The sequence below is a fragment of the Bacillus sp. AP50 genome, from assembly GCF_040492675.1.
Classification (GTDB): Bacteria; Bacillota; Bacilli; order Bacillales; family Bacillaceae_G; genus Bacillus_A; species Bacillus_A cereus.
Window position 1 is genome coordinate 38,479 of sequence record NZ_JBEUTW010000012.1, and the last position, 19,770, is coordinate 58,248.

The window sequence follows — 19,770 nt, forward strand, 5'->3', positions numbered from 1 at the left end:
CATACCTCCTTTAACTTTTGGCTATACCTAACATAATTCCGGCTGCGATAATAAAAACGATACCGACAACGATACCCGTTAATTGACGTTTCGTTTTCTTTTCACCTAATATAAGGATCCCACCAAGCGTGGAAATAATAATTCCCATTTGCGATAGCGAGAAACTTGTTGCGACTCCAACACGCGGCTGTGAAATGAATAAAAACATATTTCCAGCTGCCCAAATTAATCCTGGAATAATATTGCGAATTGCATATTTATTAAATGGATGATGTTTAAAGGTAAGCAAAATCCCACCTAACACCATACCAACCGCTTGTGGCAACAAAGCCGACCAGCCATCTACGTTAAATAACCTAATTACTACTACGTAAACTAAATAACCGACTGTTGAAATTAATAAAATTACGATACCTCTTTTAAAGTTTGCTGCTTGCTCTGCATTCTTTTCTTCTTCACTTTGAAGCGATGTTAAAATAACACCGATAATAATACAAACGAGCGCTAAAACCCCAAGAACGACCGATATTGTCGTGGACCATTCATGAAATACGATAACGCCAAATAAAGTCGTCGCGACTAATTGAAGTCCTGTTGAAATTGGCATCGTCCTCGAAACACCCATTAAATCAATACTTTTCAATTGATTCGCCTGACCAAGCGCCCAAAATAAACCTGACACAACTCCAACTCCGATAACGGTAGGTGTTAATACTGGCTTCATAAAAATATAAACAACAATTGAAAAAATAAGTGCTCCAAATGTTGTTCCGAGCGTTTGACTATACGGGCCCCCGCCCAGTTTTACGTTAAATAGCACAATACTTCCCCAAAATATAGCTGGTAAAATCGCTAAAAATATATCCATCACTCATTACCTTTCTTTACTAAATGCCATAGATTATCACTCTAAGTCGTTAGAGTGAGCTTTTATTTTTTCTTTTTCCCGTTCACAAACTTTTTCTGCAATAGCGTCAGAAACATTCTTTTCTCGCTCCACTTTCTTTATCTTTACGTGATCTAAATGATCTTCCAAAGTAAGCGTAACTTTATCGTTCGGCGGATTATGCGCTCCTTGAAATGTAAGAAATTGTAGCTTCAATTCGTATCTAGGAACAAATTCATCTTTCTTGCCGAGACGCTTTATATCTATAACTGAAGCACATTCATATTGATCTTCTGTCACTTGTCTAATAACTGAATAGTACCTATTTGATAATGCACTCTCTAAAAGCTGTTCTCTTGATTCTTTCGCGAAAGAATCGCTTGGAGAAGAGAAAAAGGCCACACATAGCATTGTGATAACGACACATATTTTTTTCATAGTTCCCTCCTTGTTCTATAGATTAGTGTTCTCAAAACTGCCATAAAAAAACGACTTTCCCTATGTAGGAAAGTCGTTTTAATAAATCCAATATTAACCACCGCTCACTGGTGGAATTAGTGCAACAACATCACCAGATTGGACCCTGTCATCTTCATTTGCGTATTCTTCATTAATCGCAACCATAATTGGCTCTGAAACTGGTACATTATATTCGTTCGCAACAACATCTTTTAACTGTGCAACCGTAATATTTTCTTTCTCTATTTGTAATTCACTTGTCCCTGCTTCTTCTTGCAAGTGCGCAAATAACAATACTCTAATCATACTTATAGCTCCTTCCCAGGCTCTCCCGCCGGATATGGTGTTTTTTCTAATTGATCACCAATCCATGAGTCACCATCTTCCCAAAACTCCTTTTTCCAAATCGGAACAATTTGTTTTATGCGTTCCATAATATATTCGTTCGCTTCATAAGCCGCTTTACGGTGTGGTGTTGAAACAGCAACAACAACCGCTATATCAGAAATTTGCAACGTACCGATGCGATGTGTAATCGCAACATATGTACCTGGCCATTTCTCTTTCACTTCCAAGCCAATTTTCTCTAGCATCTTTTCTGCCATCGTCTTATAAGCAACATACTCTAAGTATAATGTACGACGCCCTTTCGTAAACTCTCTAACCGTTCCAATAAATGTTGTAACAGCACCGCATTCACGTCGAATTACTTTCTTCGTTACTTCTTCAATTGAGATTTCTGTATCAATTACTTCATAATATGTATTTATCATTTCGCACTCCTAACCGTTTGTAAAAACCAGTCTATGTACAACTCTTCTTCTGTTATATGAAATACTTTATATTCTTCTCGTATATTTGCCGGAACATCATACCACGTAATAACCGCCACTATATTTTCTACTTTATGTAAAAGCTCAATGTCTTCCGCAGAACGAAGTAACACTACTTTCGAGTAATTCTCTTTTTTATAGCCTTCTATTAAAATTGTATCCACTTCAAAAAACTCATATAAGCGAATAATTTCTTGCAAGGACCATTTCTTTCTTAGTGAAGAAAGTGAAAGCAATCCAGCACCTTCTACACTACTTACGACAGCACCAGCTTTACGGTGTCTTTCGCTATCTTTTTGCGCTACTTCTGGAAAGCCTCCGTGCCCGTGATGTTTAATTGTAGCAACTTTCATTTTTCGTTCAGCTAATGCATGCACCACTTTCTCAACAAGTGTTGTTTTCCCGCTATTTTGATATCCTACTATTTGTAAGATTGAAGGGGCTTTGCCCATGGCCAATCACATCCCTCAGAGTGCTCTAACAATAATACGGATACTTTCATTCCGGTCTCAAATCCTCTCGTTCCTCCAGGTAACACGATAAAAGCATTCGCATCTGCAAGTGAAGATACCGCACTCGATTTATCTAAACCAACTGGCATCGCTTGTAACGCCCCGTCCACAATTGTTACGTTCGCTCTTACGAAACGAGTAAATGGATTTGGCTTTGGAAAATCTTTTTGTAAAATAGCATCCGCTCTATATACGTGAGGTTCCTTCGCATACAAATACGTTTTTATAATTGGATGCACAAATAATTCAAAGCCTACATAACAAGCAGACGGATTTCCTGATAAACCAAAGAGTAACTTTCCATCAACTTCAGCTACTGTCGTTACACTTCCGGGCCTCATGGCTATCTTATTAAAGAGTACATTTGCCTGTAACCTTTCATAAATAGCTGGTAAGTAGTCATAATCTCCTACTGATACACCGCCTGTTGTAATTAAAATGTCGACCTCATCCACCGCTGATTGAACAGCTGTAAAACATGCATCTAACTCATCCGCGAGTTGACCATAATAACGAACTTTCCCGCCAGCTTTCATAATTTGAGCTGCGATCATATACGAGTTACTATTTCTAATTTTCCCCGGTTCTAACGGCTCATGTACTTCTAATAATTCACTTCCTGTCGTTACAATACCGACAACAGGCTGTTTTACAACTTTCACAGTGCTATATCCAAACGTTGCTAATAAGGCGGCAACACCTGGATTAATTGCAACGCCTTTCTGAACGAGAACTTGATTTTGTTTTATATCTTCTCCTTTAAACGACACATTGTCACCGTTATTAAAAGGGCGTTTTAACTTCATATATGTTTTCCCGTTCTTCTCAAACCCTTCTGTCAGCTCTAGCATTACGACTGCATTGCAATCTTGTGGAATAGCTGCTCCTGTCATAATACGAACCACCTGAAAAGATCCTACTTCTTCTGTAAAAACAGAACCTGCCCCGATTTCTCCTATTACTTCAAATTCAACTGGATTCTCTTGAGTTGCTTCTTTCGTATCTTCTGCTCGAATGGCGAAACCATCGTAAGGGGAACGATCAAAATGAGGAACGTCATGATCTGAGACAACATCTTCCCCGAGAATTCTCCCGTAACTTTCCGTAATAGAAATTTCTTCTACTTCACCATGCTTTGCATATTTCATTACCCGTTCTACTGCCTCAGCAACTTGAATTGGAATTCGTTTTTCTACCATCGTTTCTCACCTCATATTTGCAATTTTTTTTATCTCGATTAAACTTTATATATTCAATAGAAATTACTTCAAGGAGGAATTCCATGTCTTCATTTACACACTTTAATGACCAAGGACGCGCGAAGATGGTTGATATAAGTGACAAAAAAGCAACCGTTCGAACAGCAATTGCGTGCTCTAGCATTGTCGTTACGAAAGAAATTTACGATAAAATCTCTCACAATGAAATTGGGAAAGGTGACGTATTAGCAGTTGCGCAAATCGCAGGCATTATGGCTGCGAAACGAACTTCTGATATTATCCCAATGTGCCATCCTTTACTATTAAAAGGTGTTGACGTTTCTTTCGATTGGAAACAATCAGAAGAACAATATCGTTTACTCATTGAAGTAAAAGTTAAAACAGAAGGTAGCACCGGTGTTGAAATGGAAGCTTTAACAGCTGCTTCGGCTACCGCTCTTACTGTGTATGATATGTGTAAAGCTGTCGATAAAGGTATGATTATCGGCGAAACCTACTTACTTGAAAAAACAGGCGGAAAAAGTGGAGATTATACGAGAAATTCATAATCCTTTCTCCGTTGAACCTAAAGGATTCCCTTTAGGTTCAACCTATATATCTTGCATATAAACTTTTCGCTACATTTATATCATTCGTCCCATGAATGAAAGCTCTGCCATCTGTAAATAAAACAAAACGATATTCTTCTACCGGAAACGACAATAAATAAGGTGTCGCCTTTATCTCTACGCTTCTTTGTAAGCGCTTTTTAATTTCTTCCAAATTAAAATTCTTCCGCACACCTGGACGAATTTGCACTGTATTTCGCCCACATAACACTTCTGTTTTCGTTTGTGCTTCAAATGTTAAACTCGGATATGTACGTAACCTTCCGCAAGATAAACAAGTATCTTTTTTCTGCCTATTCACTTTAAATGCCATCTGTTGATTATTCCAAAGATCAAATGATAACATCGTTTCACGAAGCGCTCCGTAGTCTTCTACTAATATTTTCAGCGCTTCCGTAGTTTGATGCGCAACTACTAATTGTACTGCCGGTTGTATAATACCAGCTGTGTCACATGTTGCTCCGCTCGCCGGATGCTCCATTAAACAGCGAAAACACGGTGTTTTCCCTGGTAAAATTGTATACGTTACTCCGTAGCTTCCAACGCACCCACCATATATCCACGGAATATTATACTTTTGTGAAATATCATTAATGAGAAGACGCGTTTCAAAATTATCTGTCGCATCTAATATTAAATCTACATCATTCACTAATTCTTCCATTTCTTGCACCGTTACATCTGTCACAACCGGATTTATTTCCACTTCAGAATTAATCGCTCTTAAATGCTCTGCTGCCGCTACCGCCTTCGGTTTATACTGCTTTGCATCTTCTTCTGTATATAGTTGTTGTCTTTGTAAATTACTCCATTCTACATAATCACGATCAGCAATCGTTACTTTTCCAACACCCGCTCTAACAATCGCTTCTGCATTTGCCGCACCGAGAGCACCAGCACCAATAATAAGCACATGCTTCTCTCTTATTTTTCTCTGTCCTTCTTCTCCAACACCAGAAAATAATATTTGTCTTGAATATCGCTCCTGCATGCGATCCCCCCCTTTCTTATCCTCCTATATAAGACATTTCGATTTTCGGACGATTTTTTGCACTTTCTTCTGTTCGTTCATCCGAATACCTATCTTTTCTATTCATCCATACATCTTGTATAACACTTAATAACTCCTCATCCGAAAGATTTCCTCTAAGAAGTTCTCTTACATCCAAACCCTCTGTCGCAAATAAGCACGTATAAAACTTTCCATCTGCCGAAATTCTCGCCCTCGTACAAGAGACACAAAATGACTCAGAAACAGATGTAATAAAACCAACTTCAACATTTGTTCCAACGTACCGATATCGCTTCGCAACTTCACCAAAGTAATGCGCTTCAGCTGGCTCAAGCGGATACACCTTATGAATCATCTCAATCAATTCTCGTTTTGTAACGACTTGATCAAAATTCCACCCATTTGTACTACCAACATCCATAAACTCAATAAACCGAAGCGTGATTCCTTGCTCTTTAAAATACGCAGCCATCGGTAGTACTTGATGATCGTTCATCCCTTTTTTCACAACCATATTTACCTTTACTTCCAAGCCCGCCTCTTTAGCTGCTATAATTCCCTTAATTACCGGTTTCGTATTAATATTTCGACCATTAATATTCTTAAATATGTCATCATCTATCGCATCTAAACTAACATTCACTCTATGTAATCCAGCTTCTTTTAATGCCTTCGCTTGTTTCGTTAAATGAATAGCATTTGTCGTTAACCCTATATCTATTAGCCCATCAATTTTCACAAGACGTGCAATAAGTTTTGTTAAATCTTTACGAAGCAGTGGCTCACCGCCAGTAAGTCTAATTTTCCGTACACCGATGCTAACAAATAATTTTGCCAAACGCTCAATTTCATCAAAAGTTAGTAAAAACTCGTCTTTCAAAAAAGCATATTCTGGCCCAAATATTTCCGCTGGCATACAATATGTACATCTAAAATTGCAACGATCAATGACAGATATACGTAAATCTTGAAGTGGGCGTCCAAAAAAATCTTTAACCATCTCCTGCATCGCCACCCTCCCTTTCTGCCAAATTTCTTTCTTTTCATTCTATTATAATATATTTTCGAACTGCGATGTTTTTGCTCAAGTGAATAAAGTGAAACTTTAAATAATTAGAGGGGATTCACTCCCCCTGGTTAACGAGGTTTACTTACAAATACAAAGATAAAAAAACCTTGAAACATAAAAGCTTCAAGGTTCTCTGCTTATTAACTTAATCTAATAATAGTCAGGGTAGCCCCTGGCGTTGCTGTAGATAATGTAGCTATTGCAACTACTCCAAATAACTGTAAGCTAACAGCAGCTCCAGCAGGCAAGTTAGCAATTATTGTTGCACTAAATGAACCAGTAGCAACTGTCGGAGCATTTATCGTTCCCGCAAGCGGACTGCCATTTACAGTTATACGAGAACTTACAAGTAATCCTGCCGTTAGATTAATTGTATAAGCTATATAATAATTCCCTGCATTCGCAACTGTAAATACAGTATTTCCTCCACTAACAGTAATTCCTGGACCAATATTTTGATTGTTCGGTAATGGTACATTCGTGCCACCTAATAAAACAGAAATAGCGGTTCCTGATGTATTATTCGCAAATGCATATGTTGCAGTTGTACTAACTCCAGTCGCCCCGGTCGCTCCAGTGGCTCCAGCTCCGGTTGGACCTGTATCTCCAGTTGGGCCTTGTGAACCGGTTGCTCCTGTAGCCCCCGTTGGACCTTGGATTCCTTGCGGGCCTTGAATTTTGCGGGCCTTGAATTCCTTGCGGGCCTTGTGGGCCGGTCGGACCTATGTCACCTTGTGGACCTTGGATTCCCTGTGGGCCTTGTGCTCCTGTTGCTCCTGTCGCTCCTTGGATTCCTTGAGGACCTTGTGGACCTTGAATTCCTTGCGGGCCGGTTGGACCTATGTCGCCTTGTGGGCCTTGAATTCCTTGGGGACCTTGTGCTCCGGTTGCCCCCGTTACTCCTTGGATTCCTTGAGGACCTTGAATACCCTGTGGACCGGTTGGACCTATCTCTCCTTGAACACCTTGGATTCCTTGCGGGCCCTGTAAACCCGTCACTCCGGTTGCTCCCGTTGCTCCTGTCGCTCCTGTCACTCCAGTTGAGCCTGTCGCCCCGGTATCTCCTGTTACTCCTGTTACTCCTGTCGCACCTGTTGCTCCTGTCGGGCCAGGTGGTCCACCTGATGGACCTGTCACTCCTGTCGGACCTGATGGCCCCGTTGGGCCGGTCGGTCCTGCTGGTCCTCCTGACGGACCAGTCACCCCTGTTGGACCGGTTACTCCTGTTGGACCGGTAGTTCCTTCTCCCGTCGCTCCGGTTGCCCCCGTATCTCCTGTTGCTCCCGTCGGACCTTGTATCCCTTGAATTCCTTGTGGGCCTTGCACTCCTTGTGCACCTGTTGCTCCTTGAATCCCTTGAATTCCTTGCACTCCCTGTGTCCCCATCGGACCGGTTGGACCAATCACCCCTTGTATACCTTGCACTCCTTGGGGGCCCTCTGGACCGGTTGCTCCTATTTCCCCTTGTATCCCTTGAATTCCAGTTGCTCCTTGTGCTCCAGTTGCTCCCGTTATCCCTTGCACACCTTGGATTCCCTGTATTCCTTGTGGACCTTGTGGGCCTGTTGCTCCTACCGGTCCTTGAATGCCTTGTATCCCCTGAGGACCCTCTGGACCCGTTGCTCCAACTGGCCCTTGAACACCTTGTATTCCTTGCGGGCCCTGAAGTCCTTCTGGGCCTTCTGGACCTGTTGGACCTATTTCTCCTTGTATCCCTTGGATTCCAGTTGGACCTTGTGGCCCAGTCGGACCTATGTCACCTTGCGGACCTTGGATTCCCTGTGGACCTTGTGCTCCTGTTCCCCCTGTCGCTCCTTGGATTCCTTGAGAACCTTGTGGGCCTTGAATTCCTTGTGGGCCGGTTGGACCTATGTCGCCTTGTGGGCCTTGAATCCCTTGCGGACCTTGATCTCCAGTGGCCCCCGTTACTCCTTGAATTCCTTGGGGACCTTGAACACCTTGGGGACCCGTCGGACCTATCTCTCCCTGCACACCTTGGATTCCTTGCGGACCTTGCAAACCCGTCACTCCGGTTGCTCCCGTTTCTCCTGTCGCTCCTGTCACTCCAGTTGAGCCTGTCGCCCCAGTATCTCCTGTTACTCCTGTCGCCCCGGTTACTCCTGTCGGGCCAGGTGGTCCACCAGATGGACCTGTTACTCCCGCCGGACCTGATGGCCCCGTTGGGCCAGTCGGTCCTGCTGGTCCTCCAGATGGTCCTGTTACCCCTGTTGGACCGGTTACTCCTGTTGGACCTGTAGTGCCTTCCCCTGTCGCCCCAGTTGCTCCCGTATCTCCTGTTGCCCCCGTCGGACCTTGGATTCCTTGAATTCCCTGTGGACCTTGCACTCCTTGTGCGCCCGTCGCTCCTTGAATTCCTTGTACTCCTTGCACACCTTGGGGACCCATCGGACCTGTTGGACCAATCTCCCCTTGAGCACCTTGCACTCCTTGGGGACCCTCTGGACCCGTTGCTCCTATTTCCCCTTGTATCCCTTGAATTCCAGTTGCTCCTTGTACTCCAGTTGTTCCCGTTATCCCTTGCACACCTTGTATTCCCTGTATTCCTTGTGGACCTTGTGGACCTGTTGCTCCTACCGGTCCTTGAATACCTTGTATCCCCTGAGGACCCTCTGGACCCGTCGCTCCAACTGGACCTGGCACACCTTGAATTCCTTGCGGCCCCTGAAGTCCCTCTGGGCCTTCTGGACCTGTTGGTCCTATATCACCCATCGGACCTTGTATCCCTTGAACTCCCTGTGGCCCTGTTGCTCCTGATGGCCCTGGTACTCCTTGTATTCCTTGTGGACCTTGATCTCCTGTTGCCCCTGTTGCCCCTTGAGGCCCTATAGCCCCCTGTATACCTTGTGGACCTTGATCTCCTGTTGCTCCCGTTGCCCCTTGAATACCTTGAACTCCTTGTATTCCTTGTTCACCAGTTACTCCCGTCGGACCAGGAATACCTTGAATACCCTGCGGACCTTCTGGACCTGTTGGCCCAATTGGCCCTTGAATCCCTTGGATTCCTTGCAAGCCCTGTGCTCCCGTGCTTCCAGTCGGACCTGTACTTCCCGTTGCTCCTGTTACCCCTGTACTTCCTGTAGCTCCAGTATTCCCAGTTGCTCCAGTCGCACCTGTACTTCCACTCGGTCCACCGCCCGGACCTGTCGCACCAGTCGGCCCCGTCGGACCAGGAGGTCCTCCAGATGGTCCAGTTATCCCAGTTGGACCTGTTATTCCAGTCGGGCCTGTTATCCCCTGACCAGTTGCTCCGGTTGCACCTGTATTTCCACTCGGTCCTTGTGTTCCTTGTATCCCTTGTGCTCCTTGTATTCCTTGTGGACCAGTTACACCCGGTAACCCTTGGACGCCTTGTATTCCTTGAGGTCCCTCAGGTCCCGTCGCTCCAATTGGCCCCTGTAATCCCTGTATCCCTTGTATACCTTGTGCCCCAGTCGCTCCCGTTGGACCAATCGGACCTTGTAACCCTTGCACCCCTTGAGGTCCTGTCGCTCCAGTTTCTCCTTGTGGTCCTCTCAATCCTTGTGGGCCCTGCTGTCCTTCTGGTCCAGTTGCACCTATTGGCCCAACTGATCCTTGTATCCCTTGCACACCTTGAGGTCCTGTCGGGCCCATCTCCCCCATCGGACCTTGTAATCCTCTTGGTCCTTGAGGTCCTGTTGGGCCTTGTGGACCGGTTGGACCAGTAATCCCTATACCTGTAAACCCAGTTGGAACAGGGGGGAAAGTAGGCCCAATAAGTTCGGGTGGAATTCTAAAATTAGAGCTTAACGAATTTTGCTTCCGATTATTATCACGATTCTTCACACTTTCACCACCTACAAACCATCTTTTTCATAATAAATAAGCCTCTTCTTAATCTATTTACAAAAATAATTTCCAAGACTATTTTTATTTTAAATAATAAAAACTCCCTTAATTTCTTAAGGGAGTCCTGCAATTGAATCCATATTATCTGTATTAGGGACAGCTTGCGCTATACTCGATGTATTTACATTTTGCCCCATATTTGCTCCTGTTACAGTACCAGCAGGAGTGCCCCTTGTATACGTCGTCGTCACCGAATCTCCCGGCTGTAAACAAAGCTTCGTCTCCGTCCCTATTACTGTAACAACATCAATCCAAGTACACCCCATTGAACCACTATATGATTTCGAAGCAGTAAATGAAGTGTCACTCAAATTATCACCGGTAAATATATTTCCAGTGTTATTCACAATAACAAACTCTTTTATATGAGCAGGCATAATTACACTCTACCTTTCCTCTATGAACCTAACGTACGTGTACTCGTTGCCAAAGGCGGAAGAAATACTGATGTTCTAATGACCGCTTCTGGCTGCCTTTTTCCATTTAAAAAAATAGCCGCACTTGATCCTCCAGCACCTGCATATACTTTTGCTACAGCTAAAGGTGAGAGATCATAACAGTCACCGACATTAACAGCTCCTGTATTATTAATAATTTTTACTTTACGCAAATTAATCCCCATTTACCCCTCCTCCTTTTTTATACTGTATGCAAAAGAAAAAAACTTGAAACAGACTCGTTTCAAGTTTTTTTCAATTAACTATTTCGTTTCACCTTCATATTGAAGCATACCGCCAACCATGTTCACTGTTTTAAACCCTTGTTCATTTAAATAATGACATACATTTTCACTGCGCATTCCTGAACGACAAATAAAGATATATTCATTCTCTTTATTAAAGAAATCTACTTTATGTGGGATATCGCCCATTTTAATATGTACAGCTTCTGGAATCTTTCCTGCCGCTACTTCTTCATCTTCTCTTACATCTACTAAAAATAACGTTTCTCCATTTTCTAAACGCTCTTGCACCTCTTCTGTAGTAATTGTTTTAACTTCTGTCATATGTAGTTCCTCCTTATATACAATAAAACCTTTAGTTTCTTTTTCACAAACATTCTCTACCAATTTTAGCATGCAAAAGAAAGAACGCAAAGAATCGAAAAGCTATTTCTCAATTTTCTCGTAAAACTTATTCTTTACAAACATAACTAGCACATTGTATCCTCAATATACTTGTTTTATGAAAGGAGTCGATTAAAATGACGCTTTTTCTTTTCATTATAGGCATTGTGTTCTTACTCGCTGCAATTATTGTACTTAGTATGAAAAATAATAAAAAGATAAAATCGCCACAAGAAATGTCATTCTTATTTCTATTGCTTAGCATAGCGTTTTTCGGTATAGCAATTGCTACATATATTTTCCGTCTACAAATCATGTGAAAAAAGGTGCCTACTTCAAACACTGCACCTTTTCCCCATCATTTTCCTTCTACACAAAACTAGATACTTTCCGATTCAAAAATTCATAAACTTTCTTTTCGAATAAATGAATATCCAATGCTCCTGCCATATGCCCATTTATACTTTCTATCTCATATACTTCCGCATATTTTCCTTGTTTTTGCAAAATATCAACCATTTTATAATTATAACGAGACGGCTGAAGCAAATCTTGTTTACACGGAATCATAAGTACATTCGCTTCTATGTTAGAAAGAGATTCTTCTAGTGAAGAAAACCCATGTGCAATATCATGCAATAAAACTGCCTTCGCAGTATATATCCATGAATTTGCATCTACTAACTCCATACTTCTATATGTCGCTTTATTTATTTCTTTTTCAAATGATGTTAGTGTAGCAAACTTTTCATAAGGTTCTATCTCTATACTATTACGAGGAAATGCCATTTCATAAAAATGCTCATCAAACGCGTTCATAAACATCATTCTATTTGCTAAATGAAGCCCCTTTATCGGCTGCTGTTCTCCATATTTCCCCTCTTTCCAACTTGGATCCAGTTGAATTGCTTCAATCGCATTTTGCGCTACGTTTACTGACGTAATAATTGGATTTTGTGGGTTCGTAATAACGCCAATCATCCGCTCTACCATATGTGGATAGTGAACCGCCCATTGTTGTGCAATCATCCCCCCCGCCGACGGTCCGATTACAGCGTGTAACCTTGAAATTCCCATACCTTTTATTAACTCATATTGCACACAAGTTACATCAAGAAATGTAAAAATCGGAAAATCCATAGCATATTCTTCTCCAGTTTCTGGATTAATTGATTTCGGTCCTGTTGTAATTACATATGGATTCCTCACCTGCACATTACAAAGATTATCCGTACATATAACAAAATACTTATTTGTATCAATTGCTTTTCCAGGTCCAATTAGCCCATCCCACCAACCAGACTCCTCATCATGCACTGTATATTTTCCTGCCGCATGACTTGTTGCACTAAAATAATGACAAACCAAAATCACATTTGACCTTTCTCTATTTAAAGTGCCATATGTCTCGTATCCCATTTGAACAGGAATTTCTCTGCCATTTTCAAACGTAAACCCTTTTAAAACAAACTTCTCCTTTTTTACAATTTGCACAGACTCTCCCTCTCCCCGTTATAGTATGAACTGCTTACTAAAGTTTTTTTTCTATGCAAACTAATCTCCTTCTTCTTTTCATAAATAAATGAATAATATACAAAATTAGCCACAAAATAGCACTATATTACAAGATTAAAGAGGGCGTACATATGATTTGGAATTGGTTACGTAAGAAAAAAAAATCAAATAAACCAGAAGCAAACGAAACAGATAATCAGGAGCAGCATTCTAACAATCAAGAGGATGATAACAAAGAACAGACTAGAAGTATGAAACATAATAAAGGTAAAAATAACGAGCAAAAAGATTCTTCTCAGAATAAGCAACAAAGTGCTAAACAAGATGATTCCTCTCAGGATAAGCAACAAAACGCTAAACAAGATGATTCCTCTCAGGATAAGCAACAAATGATTCGTCTCAGGATAAGCAGCAAAGTGCTAAACAAAATGACCCTTCTCAGGATAAGCAACAAAACGCTAAACAGGATGATTCCTCTCAAGATAGGCAACAAAGTGCTAAACAAGATGATTCGTCTCAAGATAAGCAACAAAAGATGATTCGTCTCAAGATAAACAACAAAGTGCTAAACAAGGTGATTCGTTTCAAGATAAACAGCAAAACGCTAAGCAAGATGAACCTTCTCAAAGTAAGCAACAAAGCTCTGGAGGTAATAGTATTTATGACTTTACAAAACCAGAAAAAGATCGTATTCATTCTTTACAAAATTTAATAGAGAAGCTGAAAAAGTCTAGTGATTTTGTAAATTATCATACATCCGACGATGAAACGATGCCTTATTGGATTTCTTACTATCGCCCTTCACTTGATGGAGAAAAATTACAAAAGTATTTAATGCCCACTCTTTTAGAACGACCTAACGCATCACTAGAAGAGCTTAAGGAACATATCCCGATGAGCGGCATTACAATTACGAACGACTTACAAAAAATTGAGGATATGGTTTTAAAGGGGCATGCGATTATTCAATTGAATCAGCAAGATCAAAAATGTATGCTTGCAAACATTGCAATTGATAATTATCGTGCACCAACCCCTCCTTTAAACGAATCAACTGTTATTGGTCCGCAAGAAGGTTTCGTAGAGGATATTGATACAAACATTAATTTAGTTCGAAAACGTCTTCCTGTTTTAGATTTACAAACAAAAGAAATGATTATCGGCGAGTTTTCCAAAACAAAAGTTGTCATGATGTATTTAGACAACCTTGCTGAAAAAGATAATGTAGATTTTCTAGAAGAGTCATTACGCGCTCTTGAATATGATCAAATTAATGATAGTGCTTATTTACAAGAATTAATGGGTGAAAAATCGATTTTCCCTCTCTATATCAATACAGAACGTACTGATAGAGTTACAAAAGCACTAATTGATGGAAAAATCGCTATTTTTGTTGATGGTTCTCCAAGTGTTTTACTAACACCCGTATCCTATTTTGATTTTTTCATTTCACCAGAAGACTATAACGTCTCCTGGATGTACGCTACATTTTCAAGGATTTTAAGATTAATTGCCGTTCTATTTTCAATTTGCGCTACACCGTTATACGTTGCAGTTTTAAATTATCATTATGAACTTATTCCAAGTGATTTACTTGAAACCTTAATTTTATCAAGAGCACAAGTACCATTCCCACCTTTAATTGAAGCACTCTTTTTAGAACTTGCGATCGACTTACTGAGAGAAGCTGGCGCGAGGTTACCGATGAAAGTTGGTCAAACGCTCGGTATCGTAGGGGGTATCGTAATCGGACAAGCATCTGTACAAGCAGGTTTAACGAGTAACATTTTATTAATTATCGTTGCACTATCAGCACTCGCTTCCTTTATTACACCTATTTATAAAATGGGTAATGCGGTTCGATTACTACGTTTCCCGTTTCTCATATTTGCAGAAATAGGAGGACTTTTCGGGATTTCACTTGGATTTATCTTTTTATTTACCCATCTATTTAGACTCACTTCTTTACGCAAGCCGTACGCTTTATTTTATCCAACAAGACAACAATCTGTTAAAGATTCTTGGATTCGTTTTCCTTTAACAATGATTGATACAAGAGATGTACAAGCAAGGCCACAACATGTAAAAAAAGCAGCGAAAGGAATTTCAACAAAGCATAGATCAGACTTTGATGATTAAGAAATGAGGTGCATTCGATGAGTAAAGTTCAAGAAAAATATCAAATATCTCCTATCTTTGTTTTCTTCTTAATTCACGGTGCACAGTTCGGTGCTGGCGTTCTCGGCTTCGCTCGAATCATCGCAAAGGCCGCTGGATACGACGGATGGATGGGAGTTATAATCACAGGAATTTTAATCCACATTCTTATATGGATGATGTATGTCTTATTAAAAGAAACAAATGGGAATTTAGTTGATTTACATCGGCAAACATTTGGAAAATGGCTAGGAAATGGCATTAGCATCATCTTTATGGCTTATTTTTTAATCGTTAGTATTTCAGTCATCCGAACATATGTTGAAATTATTCAAGTATGGATGTTTCCTACCGCTTCTACCTTTATGTTAACACTCTTTTTATGCTTAGTTAGCTATTACATTATCTCTTCTGGATTTCGTGTAATTACCGGTATTTGCGTCATCTCTGTTGGTGGTACATTAGGATATTTATTTCTAAGCTTATTCGTTTTGAAATATTCACATTGGGATAATTTACTACCTATATTCACACATTCTTTTTCAGACATTTTAAAATCCGCTCAACTGTCAATCTACAGTATGACCGGTTTTGAGATTTACCTCATGGTGTATCCATTTGTGAAAAAGCCTATGCAATCTCATAAATACGCTCAGTTTGGAGCACTATTTTCAAATCTTCTATATTTATTTAGCACCCTTTTAGCCTTTGCATTTTTTAGTGAAAAACAATTGTTAAAAACGATATGGGCCCAACTTTCTATGACCCAAGTTATTCAATTACCATTTATAGAAAGACTCGAATATATTGCAATTTCAGGCTATGCACTCGTTATTATTTCAAGTTTTATCCTCCCTTTATGGGCGTCAATGAGAGCAACTCATGAAATATTCCGTGTAAAACAAAGGGGTGTTTTAATTGCTTTTATCTTTATCACTCTCATTGTTTCGCAACTTTTAACAAACAGACACGATATTAATAACTTTATTAGTAATGTATCAAAGGTTAGTTTTTGGCTCATTTATGTATACATCCCAATCCTATTTATTATTGTGTGGGTGAAAAGAAAATGGAAAAAATCAAAAGCACAAGCAAATTAATACTTATTTCTTGTATAACATTCTTCAGTCTAATTGGATGTTTACAAAAAAATATTATCGACGATGTACAACTTATTCAAGGATCCGTATTTGACGTTGCAAAAGATAATAAAGTAAAAGTGACATTCGTTTGTCCCATTCAAAAAAAAGGAAATAAAGTTCAAGTTTTTGAAGGCAGTGCAAATGCGGTAAAACAAGTAAAAGCAGACACATCTTTAGAGTCTTCTCAACCTTTTGCTAGTGGACAAATGCGTGTCGCTCTATATACGATAAGACTTGCCAAAACAGGAATGTCTACTTCATTCGATACATTACTCCGAGATGTGAATATAGGGAACGCTTTATATGCTGCTTTATTAGATGGGAATGGTACTGAACTTTTAAAAGGCAAATATTCGACTTCATACAACGTTGCAATTTATATAAAAAAATTGCTAGAACATAACATGGAGACCGGACCTTTACCAGCGGATAATCTACATATAGGAGCATTTCGCTATTATCAAGAAGGAAAAGACTACTATATTCCCATTCTAAAGAAGCATGGTGATAAAATAAAAATTACCGGAATTGGCCTTTTTAAAAAGGATAAATATATCGGTAAAATTGCGGAAAAAGATATGTTCATATTTAAAGGACTATTAGAGAAACATAAATTAGATTCACATGAATTTAAAACAGATTCTGCGTACGTAATGATTAATAATATTCGTTCTGTTCCAACTTACGATATAAAAATTAAAAACGGAAAGCCTTCTTTTTTCATTCACGTTCGTCTTGATGCACGTATTCAAGAACTATCAAAACAAATTAACTTAGAAAATAACAAGAACACAAAAAACATTGAAAAAGATGTACAAAAACAATTAGATAAACAAGCTGCTAAGTTAATTAAGCAATTTAAATCTTTAGGCGTCGATCCTCTCGGGCTAGGTGCAAAGTATAAACAACATTATCGCCCATTCAAATTAGAAGAATGGAGACAAATGTATAAAGATGTTCCGGTTCATATAAAATACACCGTAAATATTACAAATTCTGGTGTTATTGAATGAGAAATGATTGAACTCCTCTCTCCAGCATGATACAACGGAGAGAGGAGTTTTTTATTATCAAATAGAGAGAGAAGATATTTATGGGGGAGCTTATGTCTAAAAAATTAGTAAAGCCTATTTTAAATGGTATTTTATTTCTCGGCGTCTTTTTATTTGCTCATACATACTTAAAAAATGTTTCCTTCACACGTTACTTACTTGTCGTTATACCAATGTTACTCGTCGGTATTTTTGGCATCGATCTTATTTCATCGCTTTTAATAAAAAAAGAAGAATAACGAGCGAACATCTTATTTCGATAAGATGTTCTTTTCATTTCATAATCACCTTATGTTACAATAAACTTCGGCATAACGTAAGAAAGGATGAAACAACATGACAAACGAAAAAGGTTTAGATAAAGGATACGAACTTGTTGCGAAAATGCATGAAGTATTCGGACATCCTGTGACAAATACTCCAACAAAATTAACAGAAGAGCGTGCAAAAATCCGTGCAAGTTTTATGCAGGAAGAACTAGAAGAATTTCTAGAGGCAACGACTGTTGAAGATCAATACGATGCACTGATTGACCTTATTTACTTTGCATTCGGAACGTTTGCAGAAATGGGCGTACGTCCAGATAAAGGATTCGAAATTGTAAACAACGCCAACATGGCAAAACTATTCCCTGATGGGAAGCCTCGATTCCGTGAAGGCGACGGTAAGATTCTAAAGCCAGAAGGCTGGCAAGCACCGGAACCACAACTTCGTGCTGAAATTGAACGTCAGCGTCAAGAAGCTGAAAAAAACTGCTAGGATTTCCTAGCAGTTTTTTATTATGGCTTTTTTTCTGCCAATCATTAATGACCCACGTGCCCTGCGTGTCCTGCTGCTCCACTAATACTAGCTGCTCCTGCTGCTGCCCCTGCTCCTCCTGCTCCAATTCCACCTGTCCAAGGAGAAGATTGTTGTTGTTGTTGATATTGCTGATATTGTTGGTGCTGTTGGTGCTGTTGACCTTGGTGTCCATGATGTTGACCTTGGTGTCCATGATGTTGGCCTTGGTGCCCATGATGACCGTGTTGGCCTTGATGACCTTGGTGATGGTGGTGACCTTGGTGTCCATGATGTTGGCCTTGGTGGTGATGTCCATGGTGACCATGTTGGCCTTGGTGAGTTTGATAAAGAACAGCTTGCGGATGAATGTGGTGGTGACCGTGGTGATGTACTTGTTGCCCCTGATGACCATGTTGACCTTGATGATGGTGATGACCATGATGGCCGTGTTGACCTTGATGGTGGTGATGACCATGATGGCCGTGTTGACCTTGATGGTGGTGATGTCCATGATGGCCGTGTTGACCTTGATGGTGGTGATGTCCATGATGGCCATGTTGACCTTGATGGTGGTGATGATGACCATGGTAGCCGTGAACTACTTGCGGATATCCACCTACTCCTCCTGCTACAACACCTACTCCCGGTACAGGAAATCCTGTCTGTACTCCTCCAACGAAAGATGGAAATGCAGTTGGTACGCCTACTGGTACTCCTCCCGCTGCTCCGCCAACAAATGTTGGGATTCCAGTTTGCACTCCGGCTACCGATGATGGAAATCCTCCTGTTAATGTTGGAATTCCAGTTTGTACACCCGCTACTGATGTAGAAAACCCTCCAGGTGTTCCGCCCATCCAGCTCGGAATTCCACCGTATCCTTGTTGTCCTCCTCCCATTAACATCATTTGTTCATAACTATCCGATCCACTCCCGAAGAAACCATGTGGTGCATTATTGTCCATCCCTTTCATTCCTTTCACCTCTTCTACTCAATTTAGCCTACCTTTTTTATCATATTTCCTATAGAAGAATAGGTGTTTGTCTGCACTAGAATTCCGCTTCTTTTTCTTCATTCATGATAAAATTAATTAACTGAATATTTTTTCTAGGAGGTATTTATATTGAAGAATGTAACAAAGGCTTCTATCAATGATTTAGATTCAATCGTCCATATAGATATTGACGTAATTGGAAACGATAGTAGACGAAATTATATTAAGCACACTATCCGTGAAGGCAGATGCATCATTGTAACAGAAGAAAATTCTATCTCTGGCTTTCTAACATACGATACAAATTTCTTTGGTTGTACTTTCCTCTCATTAATCATTGTTTCACCAACTAAAAGAAGGCAAGGCTATGCAAGCTCGTTAATCTCATATATGTTAAGTCATTCTCCTACTCAAAAAATATTTTCTTCAACGAACGAATCGAATGAAAGTATGCAGAAAGTATTTAACTCGAATGGTTTTATACGTAGCGGAATAGTTGAAAACTTAGATGAAGGTGACCCTGAGATTATTTTCTATACAAAAAAGCTCAGAACATAAACGCTCTGAGCTTTTTCAAAT

20 protein-coding genes and 2 pseudogenes are annotated in these 19,770 nt (G+C 40.2%); 8 read left to right on the forward strand and 14 right to left on the reverse strand.

The window, feature by feature from the left end:
- Positions 1 to 10: 10 nt before the first annotated feature.
- From glcU to moeA, 6 genes are all read right to left on the reverse strand, one after another.
- Positions 11 to 868, reverse strand: coding sequence for a glucose uptake protein GlcU (gene glcU, locus ABWK52_RS01615; RefSeq protein WP_000350867.1), 858 nt, complete (start codon positions 866 to 868; stop codon positions 11 to 13).
- A 36-nt stretch (positions 869 to 904) separates the two neighbouring features.
- Complete coding sequence (locus ABWK52_RS01620; protein WP_000717677.1) at positions 905 to 1,324, reverse strand: DUF3888 domain-containing protein; 420 nt, start codon at positions 1,322 to 1,324, stop codon at positions 905 to 907.
- A 93-nt stretch (positions 1,325 to 1,417) separates the two neighbouring features.
- On the reverse strand, positions 1,418 to 1,651 hold the full coding sequence (gene moaD / locus ABWK52_RS01625; protein WP_000621778.1) for a molybdopterin converting factor subunit 1: 234 nt from the start codon (positions 1,649 to 1,651) through the stop codon (positions 1,418 to 1,420).
- Between the two features lie 2 nt (positions 1,652 to 1,653).
- Positions 1,654 to 2,118 carry a molybdopterin synthase catalytic subunit MoaE gene (gene moaE / locus ABWK52_RS01630; protein WP_000611226.1) on the reverse strand — a complete coding sequence of 155 codons (465 nt, stop codon included), beginning with the start codon at positions 2,116 to 2,118 and terminating at the stop codon, positions 1,654 to 1,656.
- On the reverse strand, positions 2,115 to 2,630 hold the full coding sequence (gene mobB / locus ABWK52_RS01635) for a molybdopterin-guanine dinucleotide biosynthesis protein B (RefSeq protein WP_000513645.1): 516 nt from the start codon (positions 2,628 to 2,630) through the stop codon (positions 2,115 to 2,117). The genes moaE and mobB overlap by 4 nt, the downstream gene beginning before the upstream one ends.
- Positions 2,600 to 3,889, reverse strand: coding sequence for a molybdopterin molybdotransferase MoeA (gene moeA / locus ABWK52_RS01640; RefSeq protein WP_000229698.1), 1,290 nt, complete (start codon positions 3,887 to 3,889; stop codon positions 2,600 to 2,602). The genes mobB and moeA overlap by 31 nt, the downstream gene beginning before the upstream one ends.
- Positions 3,890 to 3,972: 83 nt before the next feature.
- On the opposite strand from moeA, the gene moaC reads away from it, so the two are divergent.
- Positions 3,973 to 4,458 (forward strand): cyclic pyranopterin monophosphate synthase MoaC, encoded by a 486-nt coding sequence (moaC, locus tag ABWK52_RS01645; protein WP_000094146.1) that lies wholly within the window; start codon positions 3,973 to 3,975, stop codon positions 4,456 to 4,458.
- Positions 4,459 to 4,495: 37 nt separating this feature from the next.
- Here the strand turns inward: moaC and ABWK52_RS01650 are convergent, their stop codons facing one another.
- The 6 genes and pseudogenes from ABWK52_RS01650 to ABWK52_RS01675 all read right to left on the reverse strand — a co-directional run bounded on the left by ABWK52_RS01650 (position 4,496) and on the right by ABWK52_RS01675 (position 11,493).
- Entirely contained in the window at positions 4,496 to 5,509 is a 1,014-nt protein-coding gene (locus tag ABWK52_RS01650; RefSeq protein WP_001158103.1) for a molybdopterin-synthase adenylyltransferase MoeB, read from the reverse strand.
- A 16-nt stretch (positions 5,510 to 5,525) separates the two neighbouring features.
- Positions 5,526 to 6,539, reverse strand: a complete 1,014-nt coding sequence (moaA, locus tag ABWK52_RS01655) for a GTP 3',8-cyclase MoaA (protein WP_001157117.1) — start codon at positions 6,537 to 6,539, stop codon at positions 5,526 to 5,528.
- 200 nt (positions 6,540 to 6,739) lie between these two features.
- Positions 6,740 to 10,424: pseudogene (locus ABWK52_RS01660) on the reverse strand (BclA-related collagen-like exosporium protein).
- 116 nt (positions 10,425 to 10,540) lie between these two features.
- A complete protein-coding gene (locus ABWK52_RS01665; RefSeq protein ID WP_001110848.1) occupies positions 10,541 to 10,864 on the reverse strand; it encodes a hypothetical protein in 324 nt (107 codons plus the stop codon).
- A 20-nt stretch (positions 10,865 to 10,884) separates the two neighbouring features.
- A complete protein-coding gene (locus ABWK52_RS01670) occupies positions 10,885 to 11,109 on the reverse strand; it encodes a spore germination protein (RefSeq protein ID WP_000512465.1) in 225 nt (74 codons plus the stop codon).
- A gap of 78 nt (positions 11,110 to 11,187) precedes the next feature.
- A complete protein-coding gene (locus ABWK52_RS01675; protein WP_000141207.1) occupies positions 11,188 to 11,493 on the reverse strand; it encodes a rhodanese-like domain-containing protein in 306 nt (101 codons plus the stop codon).
- 197 nt (positions 11,494 to 11,690) lie between these two features.
- On the opposite strand from ABWK52_RS01675, the gene ABWK52_RS01680 reads away from it, so the two are divergent.
- Positions 11,691 to 11,873: a hypothetical protein gene (locus tag ABWK52_RS01680; protein WP_000171881.1), complete on the forward strand. Its 183-nt coding sequence runs from the start codon at positions 11,691 to 11,693 to the stop codon at positions 11,871 to 11,873.
- A gap of 49 nt (positions 11,874 to 11,922) precedes the next feature.
- Here ABWK52_RS01680 and ABWK52_RS01685 read toward each other — a convergent pair whose 3' ends face one another.
- Positions 11,923 to 13,047, reverse strand: coding sequence for a homoserine O-acetyltransferase family protein (locus ABWK52_RS01685; protein WP_098541211.1), 1,125 nt, complete (start codon positions 13,045 to 13,047; stop codon positions 11,923 to 11,925).
- A gap of 152 nt (positions 13,048 to 13,199) precedes the next feature.
- Here ABWK52_RS01685 and ABWK52_RS01690 point away from each other — a divergent pair.
- The 5 genes and pseudogenes from ABWK52_RS01690 to ABWK52_RS01710 all read left to right on the forward strand — a co-directional run bounded on the left by ABWK52_RS01690 (position 13,200) and on the right by ABWK52_RS01710 (position 18,178).
- Positions 13,200 to 15,207, forward strand: a pseudogene (locus tag ABWK52_RS01690) (spore germination protein).
- 17 nt (positions 15,208 to 15,224) lie between these two features.
- Positions 15,225 to 16,325, forward strand: a complete 1,101-nt coding sequence (locus tag ABWK52_RS01695) for a spore germination protein (protein ID WP_000049056.1) — start codon at positions 15,225 to 15,227, stop codon at positions 16,323 to 16,325.
- Entirely contained in the window at positions 16,295 to 17,380 is a 1,086-nt protein-coding gene (gene gerHC / locus ABWK52_RS01700) for a spore germination protein GerHC (RefSeq protein ID WP_000411387.1), read from the forward strand. Before ABWK52_RS01695 ends, gerHC begins: the two co-directional genes overlap by 31 nt.
- Positions 17,381 to 17,472: 92 nt before the next feature.
- Positions 17,473 to 17,658, forward strand: coding sequence for a hypothetical protein (locus tag ABWK52_RS01705; protein WP_000038781.1), 186 nt, complete (start codon positions 17,473 to 17,475; stop codon positions 17,656 to 17,658).
- Between the two features lie 97 nt (positions 17,659 to 17,755).
- Positions 17,756 to 18,178, forward strand: coding sequence for a hypothetical protein (locus ABWK52_RS01710; RefSeq protein WP_000180554.1), 423 nt, complete (start codon positions 17,756 to 17,758; stop codon positions 18,176 to 18,178).
- A gap of 44 nt (positions 18,179 to 18,222) precedes the next feature.
- On the opposite strand, the gene ABWK52_RS01715 is transcribed toward ABWK52_RS01710, so the two are convergent.
- Positions 18,223 to 19,170: a VrrB gene (locus ABWK52_RS01715; protein WP_050822135.1), complete on the reverse strand. Its 948-nt coding sequence runs from the start codon at positions 19,168 to 19,170 to the stop codon at positions 18,223 to 18,225.
- Positions 19,171 to 19,320: 150 nt separating this feature from the next.
- On the opposite strand from ABWK52_RS01715, the gene ABWK52_RS01720 reads away from it, so the two are divergent.
- A complete protein-coding gene (locus ABWK52_RS01720; protein ID WP_000800325.1) occupies positions 19,321 to 19,749 on the forward strand; it encodes a GNAT family N-acetyltransferase in 429 nt (142 codons plus the stop codon).
- Positions 19,750 to 19,770 lie beyond the last annotated feature (21 nt).